This window comes from Streptomyces sp. NPDC025721 (assembly GCF_055558595.1).
Map to the genome: position 1 here is coordinate 103,645 of NZ_JBVHMF010000028.1, position 18,173 is coordinate 121,817.

The 18,173-nt window shown below is 71.3% G+C and carries 17 protein-coding genes; 7 read left to right on the forward strand and 10 right to left on the reverse strand.

Annotated features, from left to right (window positions below; all coding sequences use genetic code 11):
- Positions 1-5 precede the first annotated feature (5 nt).
- The 5 genes from mmuM to ACZ4EF_RS30390 form a co-directional block, all read right to left on the reverse strand.
- Positions 6-914, reverse strand: coding sequence for a homocysteine S-methyltransferase (gene mmuM / locus ACZ4EF_RS30370; protein ID WP_401723924.1), 909 nt, complete (start codon positions 912-914; stop codon positions 6-8).
- A gap of 7 nt (positions 915-921) precedes the next feature.
- Entirely contained in the window at positions 922-1,845 is a 924-nt protein-coding gene (locus ACZ4EF_RS30375; protein WP_391048848.1) for an LLM class F420-dependent oxidoreductase, read from the reverse strand.
- A gap of 33 nt (positions 1,846-1,878) precedes the next feature.
- Positions 1,879-2,283: a DUF6099 family protein gene (locus ACZ4EF_RS30380; protein ID WP_391048850.1), complete on the reverse strand. Its 405-nt coding sequence runs from the start codon at positions 2,281-2,283 to the stop codon at positions 1,879-1,881.
- A gap of 123 nt (positions 2,284-2,406) precedes the next feature.
- Positions 2,407-2,757, reverse strand: a complete 351-nt coding sequence (locus ACZ4EF_RS30385) for a nucleotide pyrophosphohydrolase (RefSeq protein ID WP_467507268.1) — start codon at positions 2,755-2,757, stop codon at positions 2,407-2,409.
- Positions 2,754-4,049: an AAA family ATPase gene (locus tag ACZ4EF_RS30390; protein ID WP_467507270.1), complete on the reverse strand. Its 1,296-nt coding sequence runs from the start codon at positions 4,047-4,049 to the stop codon at positions 2,754-2,756. The genes ACZ4EF_RS30385 and ACZ4EF_RS30390 overlap by 4 nt, the downstream gene beginning before the upstream one ends.
- Before the next feature lie 158 nt (positions 4,050-4,207).
- On the opposite strand from ACZ4EF_RS30390, the gene ACZ4EF_RS30395 reads away from it, so the two are divergent.
- Together ACZ4EF_RS30395 and ACZ4EF_RS30400 are read left to right on the forward strand one after the other, a co-directional pair.
- Positions 4,208-4,843, forward strand: coding sequence for a DUF1697 domain-containing protein (locus ACZ4EF_RS30395; RefSeq protein WP_467507272.1), 636 nt, complete (start codon positions 4,208-4,210; stop codon positions 4,841-4,843).
- A 9-nt stretch (positions 4,844-4,852) separates the two neighbouring features.
- Positions 4,853-5,671 carry a DUF2785 domain-containing protein gene (locus ACZ4EF_RS30400; protein ID WP_467507274.1) on the forward strand — a complete coding sequence of 273 codons (819 nt, stop codon included), beginning with the start codon at positions 4,853-4,855 and terminating at the stop codon, positions 5,669-5,671.
- On the opposite strand, the gene ACZ4EF_RS30405 is transcribed toward ACZ4EF_RS30400, so the two are convergent.
- The 4 genes from ACZ4EF_RS30405 to ACZ4EF_RS30420 form a co-directional block, all read right to left on the reverse strand.
- The gene (locus tag ACZ4EF_RS30405; RefSeq protein WP_467507276.1) at positions 5,656-6,750 is read right to left on the reverse strand and encodes a mannonate dehydratase; all 1,095 of its coding nucleotides are present in this window, start codon (positions 6,748-6,750) and stop codon (positions 5,656-5,658) included. The two genes, ACZ4EF_RS30400 and ACZ4EF_RS30405, sit on opposite strands and share 16 nt — an antisense overlap.
- Positions 6,747-7,598 (reverse strand): fumarylacetoacetate hydrolase family protein, encoded by an 852-nt coding sequence (locus ACZ4EF_RS30410; protein ID WP_467507278.1) that lies wholly within the window; start codon positions 7,596-7,598, stop codon positions 6,747-6,749. Before ACZ4EF_RS30410 ends, ACZ4EF_RS30405 begins: the two co-directional genes overlap by 4 nt.
- A gap of 26 nt (positions 7,599-7,624) precedes the next feature.
- Positions 7,625-8,359, reverse strand: coding sequence for an SDR family NAD(P)-dependent oxidoreductase (locus ACZ4EF_RS30415; protein WP_391048861.1), 735 nt, complete (start codon positions 8,357-8,359; stop codon positions 7,625-7,627).
- Positions 8,360-8,527: 168 nt separating this feature from the next.
- Entirely contained in the window at positions 8,528-9,268 is a 741-nt protein-coding gene (locus tag ACZ4EF_RS30420; protein WP_355338533.1) for a GntR family transcriptional regulator, read from the reverse strand.
- Positions 9,269-9,451: 183 nt separating this feature from the next.
- On the opposite strand from ACZ4EF_RS30420, the gene ACZ4EF_RS30425 reads away from it, so the two are divergent.
- The 5 genes from ACZ4EF_RS30425 to ACZ4EF_RS30445 all read left to right on the forward strand — a co-directional run bounded on the left by ACZ4EF_RS30425 (position 9,452) and on the right by ACZ4EF_RS30445 (position 16,438).
- Positions 9,452-10,756 (forward strand): extracellular solute-binding protein, encoded by a 1,305-nt coding sequence (locus ACZ4EF_RS30425; protein WP_401312070.1) that lies wholly within the window; start codon positions 9,452-9,454, stop codon positions 10,754-10,756.
- Between the two features lie 176 nt (positions 10,757-10,932).
- On the forward strand, positions 10,933-11,826 hold the full coding sequence (locus tag ACZ4EF_RS30430) for a carbohydrate ABC transporter permease (protein WP_355338527.1): 894 nt from the start codon (positions 10,933-10,935) through the stop codon (positions 11,824-11,826).
- Entirely contained in the window at positions 11,826-12,752 is a 927-nt protein-coding gene (locus tag ACZ4EF_RS30435) for a carbohydrate ABC transporter permease (protein ID WP_355338524.1), read from the forward strand. Before ACZ4EF_RS30430 ends, ACZ4EF_RS30435 begins: the two co-directional genes overlap by 1 nt.
- Positions 12,753-12,804: 52 nt before the next feature.
- Entirely contained in the window at positions 12,805-15,573 is a 2,769-nt protein-coding gene (locus ACZ4EF_RS30440; protein ID WP_467507281.1) for a fibronectin type III domain-containing protein, read from the forward strand.
- A gap of 148 nt (positions 15,574-15,721) precedes the next feature.
- Entirely contained in the window at positions 15,722-16,438 is a 717-nt protein-coding gene (locus ACZ4EF_RS30445) for a GntR family transcriptional regulator (RefSeq protein ID WP_391048870.1), read from the forward strand.
- Between the two features lie 174 nt (positions 16,439-16,612).
- Here ACZ4EF_RS30445 and ACZ4EF_RS30450 read toward each other — a convergent pair whose 3' ends face one another.
- Positions 16,613-17,959, reverse strand: a complete 1,347-nt coding sequence (locus ACZ4EF_RS30450; protein WP_467507284.1) for a class I SAM-dependent RNA methyltransferase — start codon at positions 17,957-17,959, stop codon at positions 16,613-16,615.
- Positions 17,960-18,173: the final 214 nt, after the last annotated feature.

Here is an 18,173-nt window from a genome sequence, read left to right on the forward strand (position 1 = left end):
CGGCCCTAGCCGCCGCCCAGCACCTTCGACAGGGCGCTGATCCGGGCCGGGCCCACTCGGCAGCAGCCGCCGATCAGGCGGGCGCCCGACCGTTCCCAGGCGGTCACGCGGGCCGGGGAGAAGGTGGCGGCGCCGTCCCAGCGGCGGAGGCCGGCGTCCCAGTGCTCGCCGCTGTTGGGGTAGACGACGACGGGCTTGCCGGTGACCGTCGCCGCCGCCTCCACCGCATGGTCCGCGTCGGCGGGCGCGCAGCAGTTGACGCCCACCGCGATCACCTCGTCGCGGCCCGCGGCCACCGCGAAGGCGTCCGCCAGGGGCTGCCCGGCCCGGGTGCGGTCGCCGTCGACGGTGTAGGAGAGCCAGACCGGCACGCCGGTCCCCTCGGCCGCCCGCAGCATGGCCTCGGCCTCGTCGGTGTCCGGCACCGTCTCCAGGGCCAGGACGTCGGGACCGGCCGCCGCCAGGGTCTCGATCCGCGGCCGGTGGAAGCGCTCCAGCTCCCGCACGCTCAGCCCGTACCGCCCGCGGTACTCGCTGCCGTCCGCGAGCATCGCCCCGTACGGCCCGACCGACGCCGCCACCCGCACGTCGGTCCGGCCCGCGCCCGCCCGCCGGGCCAGCTCCACGCTGCGGGTCAGCAGCGCGGACGCCTCGGCCCGCCCGATGCCGCGCCGGGCGAACCCCTCGTAGGTGGCCTGGTAGCTGGAGGTGATCAGCACCCGGGCGCCCGCCCGCACATAGGCGGTGTGCGCGGCCTCGATCTGCTCCGGGGCGTCGGCGAGCAGCCGGGCGGACCAGAGCGGGTCCGACAGGTCGCAGCCCTGGTCGGCGAGTTGGTTGGACAGCCCGCCGTCCAGGATCAGTGCCCTCCCGGCGGCGGCCGGGAAGAGCGGTGCGGGCGGGGTCGTGGGCATCGCGGCCTCAGCCCACCTGGGTCCTGACCTGGGACGAGATCAGCTCCAGGTGGTCGAGGTCGGACAGGTCGAGAATCTGGAGGTAGAAGCGGGTGGAGCCCTGCTCCGCGAACTGCCCGATCCGGTCGACGACCTCGGCGGGCGTGCCCGCCAGCCCGTTCGCCTTCAGTTCGTCCACCTCCCGGCCGATCGCGGCGGCCCGGCGGGCCACCTCGGCGTCGTCCTTGCCGACACAGGCCACCAGGGCGTTGGAGTACACCAGGTCGTCGGGGCCGCGCCCGGCCGCCTCCGCCGCCGCGCGCACCCGGCCGATCTGGAGCCCGCTGTCCTCGACCGAGGCGAACGGGATGTTGAACTCGGTCGCGTAGCGCGCCGCCAGTTCCGGTGTCCGCTTGGCGCCCATGCCGCCGATCAGCACCGGGACCTTCGCCTGCGCGGGCTTGGGCAGCGCGGGCGAGTCCTTGAGCTGGTAGAACGTCCCGTCGTAGTCGAAGGTCTTGCCGACCGGGGTCTCCCACAGGCCGGTGACGATGGCCAGTTGCTCCTCAAGGCGGGCGAACTTCTCCTTCGGGAAGGGGATGCCGTACGCCGTGTGCTCCTCCTCGAACCAGCCCGCGCCGAGGCCGAACTCGACCCGTCCGCCCGACATCCGGTCCACCTGGGCGACCTGGATCGCCAGCACACCGGGGAGCCGGAAGGTGCCGGCCGTCATCAGGGTGCCGAGCCTGATCCGGCTGGTCTCGCGGGCGAGTCCGGCCAGGGTGATCCACGCGTCCGTGGGTCCCGGCAGTCCGGTCCCGTCGCCCATCTTCAGGTAATGGTCGGAGCGGAAGAAGGCGTCGAATTCCAGGTCTTCGGTCGCCTTCGCGACGGTGAGCAGGGTGTCGTACTCGGCACCTTGCTGGGGCTCGGTGAAGATTCGCAGATCCATTCCTCCATCCTGCCCCCATCACGGCGATCTCCGTCAACGGTCCACCTCCCGGGTCAGCGCGCGCACGCGGTCCTTGGCCTCGTCCACCGCGTCCAGCGCCTCGATGCAGTTCCAGTACGCCGCCTCGTCCTCCGCCGTGCAGGTGATGGCGACCAGCGACAGGCCGATCTCGCCGAGCAGCGTGCGCAGGGCCCGCAGCGTGCCGTGCGGGTCGCGCACCCCGGTCAGCCGTGCGGCCCGCGGCGGGTCGCCGCCTGACGCGCCCACCACCGGCCCCGGCCCGGCGCGGACCACCGGCCGCTCGTGATCGGCGGTGAGCAGCCGTCCCACGGCCTCGGTCAGCTCGAACGCCTGCCATGCCTCCGCGATGACGTCGTCCGGCTGCGGCGATCGGCTCATCACGCGCTCCGCCTGGGCCACCAGTCGCGCTGCGTCCATGTCCCGCACCCCCTCTGTCCTGCGGCGATCCCTTCGCCGTTACTCAGAGTGACAGAGTTTCGCGAGTGCGGAAAGGCCCCTCTGGGAGATCTGTGGACAACTGCGCGCCTGTGGAAAACCTCGTCACCCGGACGAGGGATCGGCCCGCGGGAACCGCAGCTCGTTGCGGTCGATCTTCGCCGCCAGCGCGGCCAGCACGTCGATGCCGAGCACTTCGCAGAATTGCAGCAGATACGCCAGCACGTCCGCGACCTCGTCGCGGACCCGGTGCGCGGTCCCGTCGTCCGCCATCACCTCCGCCGCCTGTTCCGGGGTGAGCCACTGGAAGATCTCCAGCAGCTCCGCGGACTCGACGCTCAGCGCGGCGGCGAGGTTCTTGGGCGTGTGGAACGGCTGCCAGTTCCGGGCCGCGGCGAAGGAGGCGAGGCGGCGCTGGAGCGCCGCGAGATCGGGTGCGTCGGTTTCTTCGGTCACCCCGACTGGTCTACCGCATCCTCACGGCGGCGTGGCCTCGGGACCCCGAGCGCGGTGACCGAGACACCGCCGATCCCCTCCGCGAAGCTCGCGTCCTGGACGGTGCCCAGCAGCCGGATGTGCCCGCGTTCCGCGGCCGGGCCCGCCAGCCGCAGCAGTTCGCTCAGTTGACGACGGTCCAGTCCGTGGTCGAGGCCGTCGCCCAGCACGGTCAGCACCTGACTGGCGGGCAGCAGCTCCGTACTCGTGTCGACGTCCAGCACTCCGGGGCCGGTGAGCAGCACCAACGCCAGCGCGAGGAAGCGGAGTTCGCCGTCGCCGAGGCGGTCCACCGGGACCAGGCCGAGCGGGCCTCGGTCCACCGCGGCGATCACGGCGTCCACCGCACGTGCCGTTTCCGCCACCGGCCCGCCGCCCGCGCGGGCGCCCTCCGCCGTACCGGCACCGGTACGCGGACCGGCGCACGTACGCCCGCCTGCGCCCGTGCTCGCGGCGGCGCCCGCAGCCAGCGCCGTGATCCCCTCCACCGGCGGACTGCACACCGCGCGCACCGCGTTGACCAGCGCCGCGTGCCGGGTGCCGCATTCGCCTTCCGTCCTGGCCAGGACGGCGGACAGATTGTCGCAGGAGGCGCGCAGCCGTCCGTCGCCGACCGGGACGGGGCCGCGCATCAGCTCGGGGCGCGGTGCGATTGGGAAGACCCCGCGCAGCGCCACGACGACCTGTTCCGCGGCGGCCAGCACCAGGCGCTGCCCGTCGGTGCGTCCGGCGACGCGCAGCGGCAGCAGGGCCGTGGCGAGGCGGTCGTCGGGCAGCGGCGCGCGGGTGACCGCGACCAGGCCCGCGGTGTGCCAGGCGGCCTGCACCGTGGGGCGTTCCGGGTCGCGCAGCGCCGTCGTCAGCAGCGTCTCGCCCGCGCCGGTCAGCCGCTCGCCGACGATCCGCAGCGTGGGCTCCGCCTGGACGGCGACGTCGAGCCGCACGGGACCCACCGGGCCGGTGACCGTGCAGCCGATCCGGAAGCCGCGCCGTCCCTGCGGGTCGGGCTGCGCGTCCTGCGGTACGCACGCCGCCGCGCCACCGCGCACCACGGACTCGAAGACCTCGTCGAGCCCGTCCCCGCAGGCCAGCCGACCGAGCGCGGCCAGCGCCTCCAGCACGCTCGACTTGCCGGTGCCGCTGCCCCCGCAGAGCAGGGTGAGCGGCCCGAGTCCGAACGACGCGCCCCGGTGCGATTTGAAGGCCGACAGCCGCAGTTCGGTGACGACGGGCCTGTCATGGATGCTGGTCATATGCGCGAACGTAACCAGGCCCCGGCCTGCCGAACCGTTCCAGCGACCGTACCGTCCTCCGAACGAGGGACATCGCGCATGATTCGCGCGACGCCGCGCTTGCCCCGGCACCACCCGGAATCGACCGATTGTCAGTGCCGGCCGCTAGCGTGGCGATAGTGACGACCAAGGCCACCGGCGCCAAAACCAACACCAAGACCAACACCAGGACCAGCACCCGCACTAGTAAGAGCACGACCCCGGATACGGATACGGATACCCGCTACGTCGCGCTGCTGCGCGGAATCAACGTCGGCGGCAAGAACAAGCTGCCCATGCGGACCCTCAGGGACCTGCTGGCCTCCATCGGCGCCACCGACATCCGCACCCACCTCCAGAGCGGCAACGCCGTCTTCACCCACGCGCAGGCCGATCCGGGGCGGCTGGCGGCGGATTTGGAGCAGCGGATCAGCGACGAATTGGGGCTGACCGTCGCCTGCCTGATCCGTACCGGCGCGGACCTCCGGCGGGTCGTGGACGCCAACCCGTTCCCGATGGACGGGGTGAATCCGTCGCGGTTCATGGTGACGTTCCTGTCGGGGCCCGTCCCCCTCGACAAGCTGGCGGCGATCGACGCGGCGGCGTACGCGCCGGACGAATTCCGTCCCGGCCGGAGCGAGATCTACGGCCACTTCCCCGGCGGTGTGCACAATTCCAAGCTGGCCGCTCAGTTCTCCGACCGCCGCCTCGGCCTGACGGCGTCCACCCGCAACTGGAACACGGTCACCAAACTGGTGGCGATGAGCGAGGAATAGCCTGATGCCATGAACGCCGATCGTGTCGACTGGACGTCGGTCGCGGCCGACGGATTCCCCTTCCCCGAGGGCGTCCCCGCGCCGCGGCTCGCCGCCGAGCTGTCCGTCATGCTGACGTCCCCGGACCCCGGGACACGCGACGACCACGCCTATACCGGCGCTGCCCGCTGGATCAGGGAGGGGCGTCTCGACGCCGTCCTCGAAACGCTCGGGGACGACGCGGCCGGCCGTCTCACCCACCCGGAGGTTCAGGCCAGGGCCTTCGCACCGCTGATCATCTGCTCCGTGCTGACGCGGGGCGACGCCGTGCCCGGGCTCGTGCCGCGAGAGGCGGCGGAGCGCTGGTACGCGCGGTTCTCGGCCTGGTATCCGGCCGAGCGCGACACCCGCGGCTGGGACGACGCGCTGGGCTGGCTGCACGCCGTGGCGCACGGCGCCGACGCCGCCGCCGCGTTCGCGAAGGCCCTGCCGGAGCGCCGCACCGGCCTGCTGGAGCTGTGCGCCCGCAGGATGACGGTCGAGCAGACCGACTACCGCTACGCGCAGTTGGAGGACGCGCGGCTGGCCCGCGCGCTCACCCGTATCCTCCAGGCCCCCGGACTGACCGTCGAGGAGGCCACCGACTGGCTGACCGTCGTTCACAAGGCATTGGAGGGCGGCGGACCCGGCGCGGTCCCGGTCTGGGCGTTCAACACCTTCGCCACCCTCCAGTCGCTCCATCTGCACCTGATACGCGGCATCGCCGACGAGGACCTCCCGCCGCACGCGCGGGAGGTCGCCGCACGCGTCGCCGACCTCCTGCGCCTGCCGTACTACTGGCTGGCCTGAGGCTGCCGGCCGACCGTCGCCGAGCGGGCGGCCCGCGGGCGGGCCTCCGGCTGGTCGAGCCCGAGGCCGTTGAGGACGCCTTGCAGGTAGCCGATCGCGTGGGCCCGGCCGCGGCTGCAGTACGCCTCGGAGGAGATGTCGCCCCAGGTGTCGAGGTCGCCGATCATCGCCGGGACGTGGTCGTCGATGAGGAACCCGTCGAATCCGGAGTCCTCAAGACGGCGGATGACCCGCGCCGGGTTGAAGTTGCCCTCGCCGAGGAAGCACTCGCTGAAGCGGGGCACGGTGCCGCGGACGTCCCGGAAGTGGACGTAGAAGATGGACGGCCCCAGCAGGTCGATGACCTCGTTGACGCTCTCCTCGCCCGCCATCTCCGACACCGTGCCCAGGCAGAGGTTCAGGCCCCAGGACGGGCTGCCGCCCGCCTGGTCGCGGGCCCGTCCGATGGCGGCGGGCGAGGTGAAGATCCGGGCGATGCCGCCCAACGGCACGTCGACGGGCGGGTCGTCGGGGTGCAGGGCCAGCCGTACGCCAACCTCCTCGGCGACGGGCAGGACGGCGTCGAGGAAGTACTGGTGGTTGGCCCACATCCGGTCGGCGGTGGCCGGCTCGTCGACGGGGTGGTCGGGGGTGAGCCGGTATCCGGCGAGCGCGTTGCCGCGGGAGACGTCCGCCAGGTCGAAGGCGCTGACCTTGGCGCCGCCGCGGCCCGCCGCCGCCATGTCCGTGCGCCAGACGTACGTGGCGAGGAAGTTGTAGCCGAGCAGGTCGATGCCGACGGCGGCGAGGTTGCGGATGGTTCTGAGGTAGTTCTCGATCTGCTCGTCGCGGCCCGGCAGTCCGCGCTGGATCTTCCAGAAGTGCGCGAGCGGTACGTTCTCCAGGCCGTCGATCGCGAGGCCGTCGGCCTCGCAACGGTCCTTGAGGGCCCGCAGCTCGGACTCGCTCCAGAAGCCGTCCTCGCCGGGCAGCAGGTCGGGGGTGTGGAGCTGCACGCCGGTGAGGCCGAGTTGGCGCGCGAAGGTCGCCACCCGCGCGTCGTAGGTGTCGATGTGTCCGAGCGAAAGTCGTATGGTCATGCCCGGCCGACCCGCTGCCGCTGACGGCCCAGCCCGTCGATCTCCAACTCCATGGTGTCGCCCTCCGTGAGGTAGGGGAAGCGGCCCGACAGCGCGACGCCTTCGGGCGTGCCGGTGTTGATGACGTCGCCCGGTTCGAGGACGGTGAACTGGCTCAGCTCGTGGATCAGCGTGGCGACGTCGAAGATCATGTCCTTGGTGCCGGACGCCTGGCGGGGTTCGCCGTTGACCCAGGAGCGCAGGCCGAGGGCCTGGGGGGACGTGATCTCGTCCGGGGTGACCAGCCAGGGACCCAGCGGGTTGAACGTCTCGCAGCTCTTGCCCTTCGACCACTGGCCGCCGCTGGTCTCCAGTTGCAGGGCCCGCTCGGACACGTCGTTGGAGATCGTGTAACCCGCCACGTGGGCCAGGGCGTCGGCGGGCGAGTCGAGGTAGCGGGCCCGGCGTCCGATGACGATCGCGAGCTCGACCTCCCAGTCCGTCTTGGCGGAGCCGCGCGGCAGCAGGACGTCGTCGTCCGGTCCCACGACGCAGTGCGGTGACTTGTAGAACACGACCGGCGCCTGGGGCGGTGCGGCGCCCGATTCCGCCGCGTGCGCCGCGTAGTTCATGCCGACGCAGAGCACGACGCCGGGGCGGGCGACGGGCGGGCCGACGCGCTGCCCGGTGACGTCGACGGCCGGCAGGCCGCCCGCCTCGATCGCGTCGCGCAGCCGGTCGGGTCCGTCGCCCGCGAGGAAGGCGCCGTCGATGTCGTCGGTGAGCGCGGACAGGTCGAGGTGGCGGCCGTCGGGAAGCAGGGCGACGGGCCGTTCGGCCCCGGGTGGGCCGACACGCATGAGCTTCACGGTGATCCGTTCGGTGGTAGGGATGGTCAGCCGGCGAGCAGCCCGCCGTCGATGACCAGCTCGGTGCCGGTGATGAACGCGGCGGCGTCGGAGGCGAGGTAGAGGGCGGCGGCGGCGACCTCGGCCGGGGTGCCGAGGCGGCCCATCGGCTGCCGGGCGACGAGTTGGGCGCGGGCCTGCCCGGGGTCGTCGGCCGCGGCGAGCAGGCGGCCCACCCACGGGGAGTCGACGGTGCCGGGGCAGACGGAGTTGCAGCGCACGCCGGTGCCCGCGTACTGCACGGCGACCTGGCGGCTGTAGGCGATCACGGCGCCTTTGCTGGCGCAGTACGCGGCGCGGTCCTTCAGTCCGACGAGTCCGGCGGCGGAGGCGGTGTTGACGATGGCGCCGTCGCCCTGGGCGAGCATGTGCGGCAGGGCGAGTTTGGTGCCGAGGAACACCCCGCGGGTGTTGACCGCGAAGGTCGCGTCCCACTCCTCGACGCTGCACGCCAGGGTGTCGGTGCTGGAGGCCAGGCCCGCGTTGTTGCAGAGCACGTGCAGCGCGCCGGTCTCCGACACCGCCCGGGAGACGGCCGCGGCGAAGGAGTCGGGGTCGGTGACGTCGACGGTGAGCGGGATGCCGCCGTCGGGCACGTCGGCGGGGTCGAGGTCCGCCGCGTAGACGGTCGCCCCCTCCGCCACGAACTGGCGCGTCATCTCGCGGCCGATGCCGGAACCGGCGCCTGTGACGAGAACCGTCCGTCCGGCGAACCTGTTCACGTGGGGTTGTCCTTTCGTCGCGGTGATTCGGTGCACCTGGCTGTCATGCGCGGTCGTGCACGGTCGTGCGCGTTATTGGGCGTCGTACGACGCTGCCCCGCCCGGTCGTACGACGCTGCCGCGCGTGGTCGTACGCCCCCGCGCCCGGTCGTACGCCGCCGCGCGCGGTCATGCCGTGAAGTAGTGCGGATACTGCGCGCGCAGCCCTGGCACGCGTTCGAGCGCGCGTCTGGCGTGACGGCTGATCAGGGCGCGCCCGCCCGCGATGTCGCGGGACTCCAACGCGTCGACGATCAGCCGGTGTTCGTCGATCAGGTCACGCATCGTGGCGGTGTCGGGTTGGGCGAGCCGGCGCACTCTGTCGAGTTGCAGCTTCATCCGCTGGACGACCTGCCAGGCGCCGGGGTGGCCGCTGAGGGTGAAGATCGCACTGTGCAGGGCCTCGTCGGCCTGGAAGAACGTGTCGTAGTCGGCGGTGCGGTAGGCGTGCTCCTGCTGTTCGAGCAGGTCGCGGAGGATGCCGACGTCCAGTGCCGGATTGCCGCAGGCCGCCTCGAAGGCCGAGACCTCCAGGCTCTCGCGGACGAAGCGCGCTTCCTCGACGTCGCGTAGCCGGATCAGCCCGACCTGCGTGCCGACCTGCGGCACGACGTGGACGAGGCCGGTGTCGGCGAGCCGGGCGATGGCCTCCCGGACGGGCGTACGGCTGACGTGCAGCCGTTCCGCGATGTCCGTCTCCGACAGGGAGGAGCCGGGGGCGAGCCGCAGTCTGCGGATCGCGGAGACCAACTCGTCGTAGACGTGGTCGGAGGCGCGGTTCCGCGTGCGGTCCCGGGTGATCGGCGACAGCCCTCCGGCGGGGCCGGGGGGTGCCTGCTCCTGGATGCGTGCTGGTCGGGGAGGATTCACGTCCGAATCCTTGCATGCCAGTATTCTTGTATGCAAGTATCCCGGTCGCCTACCCGGTGTCGTCCGCGGCGGTATGTCCGCTCCCCCATCGCCCCCTCATCGCCCCCGCCAACGCCCCCCATCACCACGGCACGAAGACACGAACCGCGCTGTACAGCAGCAAACCGAGAGGTCGCCATGATCATGCGCAGGGCAAGACTCACCACCGCCGCGGTCCTCGCCGCGCTCAGCCTCGCGCTGACCGGATGCGGCGGCGGCAACGGCAGCGGCAGCGGCAGCGCCAAGGCGGACACCGGCGGCCCGGCGGACATCACTTTCTGGGGCTGGGCCGCGGGCTACGAGAAGTCCGTCGCGCTCTGGAACAAGACGCACCCCGACGTCCACGTGAAGTACGAGGCCATCACCAACGGCGGCGCCGGCGGCTACGACAAGATGCTCACCGCCGCCAAGGCGGGCAAGGCGCCCTGTCTGGCCCAGGTCGGGTACGAGACGTTCTCCAGCTTCCTCGCGGCGGGCGTGCTCCAGGACGTCAGCACGTACGTCAAGGACGGCAGGAGCGAGTTCCCCGACTGGGTGTGGGGCAACGTCGGCGTCGACGGCAAGGCGTACGGCGTACCGGTGGACACCGCGCCGATGGCGATGTTCTACCGGGCCGACCTGTTCAAGAAGGCGCACATCGCACTGCCCAGGACCTGGGACGAGTTCACGGCCGCCGCCGCCGCGGTGAAGGCCGCGGACCCGGCGTCGCGGATCATGAACCTGCCCACCGACCCCTACCTCTACGCCGGGTTCGCGTGGCAGGGCGGCGCCCCCTGGTTCGGGGTGAAGAACGACGCGTGGTCCGTGTCGTTCGACAGCGCCGCCAACCGCAAGGTCGGCGACTACTGGCAGGGCCTGTACGACAAGGGGCTGCTCGCCTCGTACCCCGCCTTCGACGCGGCGCTGTACTCCGCGTGGAGCAAGGGGACGGTCTGGGCCGAGGTCGGTCCCGTCTGGTCGGCGTCCCTGATCCGGGACAACGCCTCGGGCTCCGCGGGCAAGTGGGCCGTCGCGCCGATGCCCCGATGGGCCGGTACGGACACGGTCGGGAACTCCGGCGGATCGGCCACGGCCGTGATGAAGGACTGCTCGCACCCGAAGGAGGCGACCGAATTCGCCACCTGGATGTCGACGGACAAGGAGTCGGTGTCGAACCTCATCGCCTCCGCGGCCATCCTGCCCGCGTCCAAGTCCGGGCTCACCAACCCCGCGCTGGACGCCCCGCAGAGCTACTACGGCGGCCAGCCCGTCTACCAGTTGTTCCGCACCGAGTCGGCCAAGGTCAACTCCGGCTGGATGTGGGGGCCGATCATGTCGATCTCGGCCACGACGCTCGGTGACGGCCTCGGCAAGGTGCACACGAAGAAGGCCACGTACGAGAACGCGCTCGGCAACGCCCAGAAGGACACGCTCAAGGCGCTGAAGTCCCAGGGCTTCTCGGTCAATTAGCCGGGGCCAGGAAGAAGGGCCGCGCGGGGGCCGCGAATCCGCCGCCCCCGCCGCCGCCCTGGCCCCGCCCCTGCGCTGCCCCCGCCCCCGACTCGCCCTCGCCCTCGCCCTCGCCCTCGCCCCGACAAGTCCCCCAGCACCCACGTTCCTTCAGAGAGAAGGTGACCGTGTCCTCCGTGACGACTCAACGGCGCCGACTACGCGAGCTCCGCCGGGCCGCGCCGTTCGTCCTGCCCTTCCTCCTGCTCTTCGTCGTCGTCTACCTGATCCCCACCGCGTACTCACTGGAGCAGAGCCTGTTCTCGGTGAAGCGCTCCGGCCTCGGGCTCGGCGGCTCGAAGACCGTCTTCGCGGGCTTCGACAACTACGTCGAGGTGTTCCACGACGCGGACTTCCTCGCCTCGCTGGGACGGGTGGCGTTCATCGGCGTGATCCAGGTGCCGGTGATGCTCGGCATCGCGCTCGTACTCGCCCTTCTCCTGGACTCCGCGGCGATCAAGGGCGGCCGGTTCTTCCGGCTCGCCTACTTCGTCCCGTACGGGCTACCCGGTGTGATCGCGGGACTGGTCTGGTCGTTCCTGTACGCGCCGTCGCTGAGCCCGATCACCCGCGCGCTCGACTCGATCGGCGTCCACGCCAGCTTCGTCACCGACGCCGCGCTGCCGTTCTCGATCGCGAACATCCTCACCTGGGCGTGGACCGGCTACAACACGATCCTGCTGTACGCGGCGCTCCAGGCGATCCCCGAGGAGACCATGGAGGCCGCCGCGATGGACGGCTGCACGGGGTGGCGGGCCGCGTGGCTGATCAAGGTCCCGCAGATCCGCCCCGCCCTGCTGATGACCCTGGTCTTCTCGATCATCGGCACGTTCCAGCTCTACAACGAGCCCGCGACCATGAAGTCCGTGGCGCCGAACCTGTCCTCCACCTACACGCCGATCATGGCCACGCTGCGGTCGGTCTCCTCCAACAACTTCAACTACGCGGCCACGCAGTCGGTGGTGCTCGGTGCGCTGATCTGTGTGCTCTCCGTCGCCGTCTTCCGCGCGTCGGCCAAGAGGACCGACTGATGACCGCCACCGTGGAATCACCCGCGCCCGCCACGCCGGCTCCCCCGAAGCCGCGACCGGGGCCCAAGCGCGCCTCGGGCAGCCCGCTGACGACCGTGAACCCGGCCTCGCGGATGTTCGTGCTGGCCGTCATGGGCCTGTTCGCCCTCTACTTCCTGCTCCCGGTGTGGTGGCTGATCGTCTCCGCCACCAAGGGCAGCGGGGAGCTCTTCTCCGGCAACGGCTTCTGGTTCGGCGCGCACTTCGCCCTCTGGGACAACGTCCAGACGCTGTTCGAGGCCCAAGGCGGCATCTACTCCCGCTGGTTGCTGAACTCGCTGCTGTACGCGGTCGGCGGCGGCGTCGTCTCCACGCTGCTGGCCACGATGTGCGGCTACGCGCTGGCGAAGTTCCCCTTCCCCGGCCGTGAGGCGGTCTTCGGCACGGTGCTCGCCGCCGTCCTGCTGCCCGCCCCCGTACTCGCCGTCCCGCTGTATCTGCTCTTCAGCCACACCGGCGTGATCAACACCTTCTGGTCGGTGTTCATCCCCAGCATCGTCAGCCCCTTCGGCGTGTATCTGAGCCGGATCTACGCCGCGTCGTCGATCCCGGACGCGCTGATCGAGGCCGGACGGATCGACGGGGCGGGCGAGTTCCGCATCTTCGTGATGGGGATGCGGATCATGGCGCCCGCGATGGTGACGATCTTCCTGTTCCAGTTCGTCGCGATCTGGACGAACTTCCTGCTCCCCTCGCTCATGCTCGCCGACAGATCGCTCCAGCCCGTGACCGTGGGGCTCGTCGGCTGGCGTGAGATGCAGGGCTATCCGATCGGTTACGCGACCGTCGTCACGGGCGCGCTGCTGTCGGTCGTGCCCGTCGTCGCCATGTTCGTGTCCTTGCAGTCCTTCTGGAGCAAGGGCCTGGTCGCGGGGTCGGTCAAGTAGCCGGTCGGTTCAACGGTCGGCAAGTCAGCCAGTGCCAACGAAAGGATGATCAATGAGAGTCCTGTACGGAGCCATGGCGTCCGCGTGCGTCATCGTGCTCCTCGCGGCACCGTCCCAAGGTGCCGTCGCCGCCGACGACCCACAGGTCAACCTGCTCGCGGCGGACATGGACACCACGATGGACAGCGGCACCAGTCCGCTGACCATGTCCACCGCCTCGGGCGGGGGCAGCCAGCAGATCGTGAGCGTCGGCGGGAACAACGCGCTCGAACTGCGCGACGCCTCCCAGGGGACCAACCTCGCCAGCTACTTCTACCACCGGTTCTCCACCGGCTCGCTGGTGAGCCGCGTCAACGCCGTCTACGGGGCGCCGGTCGGCAGCCCGGCCGAGCAGTTCGTCCTGAAGTTCGACCTCAAGCGCGCCGCGGCCAGCAGCAAGCCCGTCGCCAAGGACATCTACGCGGAGATCCAGTTCGGCAACGCCGACAACGTCCTGGTGCCGCGGTTCGCCGTACCGGCCGTGAGCCTGACCGGCACCGCCGCGTACAAGAGCACGTCGGGCGCCCTGGCGACGGTCGACGACAGCGACATCCCCGAGTACCGCTTCACCGTGGTGCCCAACGGCGGGCAGCGGCTGGTGACGACCGTCGAACTCGGCTTCCAGGTACGCGTCGACACCGGCGGCACCGACGAGGCGATCGACGTCGACAACGTCGGTGTGTACGACGCCGGCGCGGTGTCCGACAGCGCGCCGCCCACCACGCCGACGTCCCTGCACGCCGGGACGGCCTCCTCGGACAGCGTCCCGCTGCTGTGGAACGCCTCGACCGACGACACCGGGGTCAGCGGCTACGACATCTACCGCGACGGCTACCTGGCCTCCTCGGTCAGCGGCTCCAGCACCTCCGCGGTCGTCACCGGCCTGATGCCGAGCACGGGTTACGACTTCGCGGTGCGCGCGAAGGACGCGTTCGGCCACGTCAGCGCGCTGAGCGCCCCCGTGCACGTCACGACCGCCACGTACGTACCCGCGGCTCCCGCCCCGTTCCCCGGCACCCAGCAGACCCGGACGCAGTGGCTGTGGGACCGGACGAAGGCCATGAAGGAGGAGGACGGCCCCATCAACGTGGCGCAGTACACCGCGCAGTTGGTGGACCACCAGAACGTGGCGGCCAACCTCGGCAAGCTGGACAAGCTCTACCAGGGCTACGACTACGAGCAGTACAAGATCATGGCGAAGATGTACACGTACCTGATGGCGGGTGACCAGTTCAGCCCCGCGATGCTCCAGGACGTGCGCGCGTACTTCGCCAAGTACGGCTACCAGAAGCTCCCGCAGACCGAGAACCTGCGGATGAGCACGTACGTCACCGGCTATCTGGTCGGGCAGTACTTCCCGGACGTGGCCGACCTCAACGGCAGCTCCGGGGCGGCGCTCAAGGCGAGCAGCAAGGCCAACATCGAGGAGATGGTCAAGGCCGGGGTGCGGCGCGGCTGGGCCGAGTACGAGAGCCCCGAGTACACGATCATGACGTATGTCGGTCTGAACGCGATCTACCAGTGGTCCGACGACCAGCAGTTGCGCTCCGAGGTCAAGATGGCCATGGACGTCATGTGGTTCGAGTGGGCGAACGACTGGGACAACGGCTACCTGATCTCGTCGGAGAGCCGCGCCAAGGGCGACCTGGCCTCCGCCAACGACCCGACCTGGCGGTCCGCGGACCACACGACGCTCGCCTGGACGTACTTCGGGGAGCACCGGGCGCAGCAGGGCGTGGGCGAGTCGGACAACACCGCGCCGTCGGCGTACCGGCCCGACCTGGAGTACGTGGGCATGCTGGCCTGGTCCGGCACGTCGTACACGCCGCCGCCGCTCGCGGTGAAGATCGGTCAGATGACCGACAAGTCGTACAGCGCGTACAAGTCGAATCTGCAGAACTCCAGCGGCAACGCGATGGACGTCTACCGCACCAGTTATGTGCGGCCCACCTGGGGACTGGCCACCGAGACGCAGTACCGCAGGGTCGACAACTGGATCGAGGACATGCCGATGGTGCTGCGCTGGCAGTCCAACGCGGCGAATCCGCTGTTCCGGATCTCGCTCGACCAGGGCACCGCGCAGATCGGGTCGTACGACCAGCCCGACAACCACCGGGTGATGCAGGACGGTCCGACGGCGCTGGGCATCTACAAGTCGTCGGGTGAGCAGACGTCGAACTACATCAACGCGATGTTCCCCGACAACGGTTCGATCGTGGAGCGCAAGCAGGTGGACGGCTGGACGGTCGTCAGCACCGGCCCGATGTACTTCGCGTTCAAGCTGGCGAAGCCCGGCACCTGGTACCACCAGACGCCCAACGACCCGTCGAACAAGGTGAAGACGACGACGCAGATCCACCCGACCGCGACGCTCGGCTACACCTACGACATCCTGCGCAGCCAGGCCGACACCAACGCGTGGGTGCTGGAGACGGCCGACGCCTCCGCGTACGCCGACCTCGACGCCTTCGCGACGGCGCTGACCACGCAGACCGGCCTGGACACCAGCCACGTGAACGACGCCACCCCGCGCGTCGTCTACCACAGCCTGGCCGGGGACGACCTCGACCTCACCTACGACAAGGCGTCCCAGGCGCCCGGCGCGACCCACCTGGTCAACGGCCAGGCGATCGGTTACGACAGCTTCAAGCTGTTCGACACGCCGTGGCTCCAGCAGGACAAGCTCGGCTCGACGTTCACCGCGACCGTCGGCGACGAGTCGGTCGCGTACGACTTCGACCAGTGGACGGTGACGCCCGGCACGCAGAGCGCGAAGCGCTGACCGCCGCGTCGCGTCGATGAGACACACGGCCGGCCGGGTCGCGGGACCCGGCCGGCCGCGGTGTGCGCGGGACCCGCTGCCCGACGGACGAATCCCGATATCCTGACGAGGAGTTTGGCCCGAAAATCTTGCGAGGGTGGAACGATCGTTGAACAGCCCCCCAGCGGAAGCGCGCGGCGGCGGCTCCCCGCTGCGTCCGGTCGTCCGCGGTCGCGCCCGCACCTCCGACCGCGTCTACGAAGAGCTGGTCTCGGCGATCAGGACGTTGCGCATCGCGCCCGGCGCCTCGCTGTCCGAGACCGACCTGTCGGCCAGGCTCCAGGTGAGCAGGACCCCGGTGCGCGAGGCCATCGCCCGCCTGGTGGACAACGGACTGGTGACCGTCATCCCCCAAGTCGGCACCACCGTGGCGAAGATCAGCCTGCGCGACGTCGAGGAAGCGCGGTTCGTCCGCGAAAGCCTGGAGATCTCCGCCTTCGCCGTCGCGTGCGCCGCTCCGGACCGCCGCCTGGGCGTATGCCGCGCCCTGCTGGCGGAACAGGTCCGCTGCGAGGCGGAACAGGACCTCGCCGGATTCTTCGACGCCGACGAGGCCCTGCACGAGCAGATCTTCGTGATCAGCGGCTACCACGGCGTCTGGACCGTCATGCAGCCGATGAAGCTCCAGCTCGACCGGCTGCGCCGCCTCAGCCTCCCCGACCCCGACACCGTCCGCGCCCTGGTCGCCGAGCACACGGCCATCGTCGACGCCCTCGAAGCCGCCGACGTCACCGGCGGCAGGCGCCTGCTCAGCGACCACGTGAGCCGCGTCCGCCGCTACGGCGTCGCCCTGCGCGAGCAGTACCCCGACTACTTCACGGACTGACTGTCGGAGCGGGAGGGCGTCCTCGTTGATGCTGTGCATCGCCCAGGGGACCGGGCAGGGGCCCTCGTGGTCCGGGTCGGGGCAGGGCACTTCGGACAGCCGGTCCATCAGCCGCTCGTGTTCGGCGGCCGTGGCGACCAGGGCGAGCCGGACGCCCCGCGCGTCATTCCGGCGTCAGGCGTCCTTCTTCTCCGGCTTCTCCGGCTTCTCCGGCACGAGGATCGCGACGCACTCCACGTGGTGGGTGACCGGGAAGAGGTCGAAGGCGCGCAGGGTGGTGGGGCGGTAGCCGGCTTCGGCGAAGTAAGAGAGGTCGCGGGCGAGGGCGGCGGGGTCGCAGGCCACGTAGGCGATGCGGCGGGCGCCGAGGGCGGCGAGCCGGCGGACGGTCTGCTTGCCCGCGCCCGCGCGCGGCGGGTCGAGGACGATGAGGTCGGCCTCGTCGATCCGCGTCTTGGGCAGGACCTGCTCGACCTTGCCGTGCTCGATGCGGACGCGGTCGAAGTCCTGGAGATTGTGCCGGGCGTCCTCGACGGCGCGCTTGCCCGACTCGATGCCGAGGACGGCGCCCTGGTCGCCGACGCGTTCGGCCAGCGCGCCCGCGAAGAGGCCGACCCCGCAGTAGAGGTCGAGCGCCATGTCGCCCTTGCGCGGCATCAGGCCCTGCATGACGGCCTCCACCAGCAGGTCGGCGGCCTTCGGGTGGACCTGCCAGAAGCCGCCGTCGCCGACGCGCCAGGTGCGGCCCGCGGCGCGCTCACGGACGAAGGGGCGGCCGTGGACGCGGTGCACGGCGTGGTCGCGTTCGCCGATCCGCTGCACCGACACCGGCTGGTCCAGCTCGACGATCGGCAGCCGCCCGCCGGGGCGCGGGGTGAGGATCACCTGACGGTCGTTCGAACCGGTGGCGGCGATGGCCTCGACGGTGGCGATCTGCGGCCACGTACGGTCCTCGACGCCGAGGTCGCTGACGCCGGGGGCGGCGATCAGGCAGTGGTCGACCACCTCGACCTCGTGGGAGCGGTGCTTGCGCAGTCCGGCGCGGCCCTCGGCGTCCACCGCGTACTGCACGCGGGTCCGCCACGCGGGCACCTCGCCCTTGGCGACCTTGTCGCCGGGGGCGGGCATCACGGTGCCGTCCCAGCCGGCCTGCTCCGGGGTGAGCCCGGCGAGCCGTTCGAGCTGTTCCGCGACGACCGTCGCCTTGAGGCGGCGCTGCGCGCCGGGCGCCGCGTGCTGCCAGTCGCACCCGCCGCAGCGGCCGGGCCCTGAGAAGGGGCACGGCGGCTCGACCCGGTCCTTGGACGCGGTCAGCACCTTCACGGCGTCGGCCCGGATGAACCGCGCGCCCTCCTCGCCCTCCGTGACCCGCGCGACGACCCGCTCGCCGGGCAGCGCGTGCCGGACGAAGAGCACCTGCCCGGCGTCGGTGCGCGCGACGCAGTGGCCGCCGTGCGCCACCTGGCCGACCTCGACCTCGTACTCCTGGCCGACCAGTGACGGTGCGGATTCGGTCTGCATGGGGGCGGTGCTCCTGAGCTTCAAGGTGGGGTGCGCGGGGACGGGCCCCGCGCGTGCCGGGGTGTCCGAGGGGACAAGCCCTCCAGTCTACGTGCCCGCGCCCGGCCGGAATCCCGGTCCCGGGGGGGGGGGGGGGGGGGGGGGGGGGGGGGGGGGGGGGGGGGGGGGGGGGGGGGGGGGGGGGGGGGGGGGGGGGGGGGGGGGGGGGGGGGGG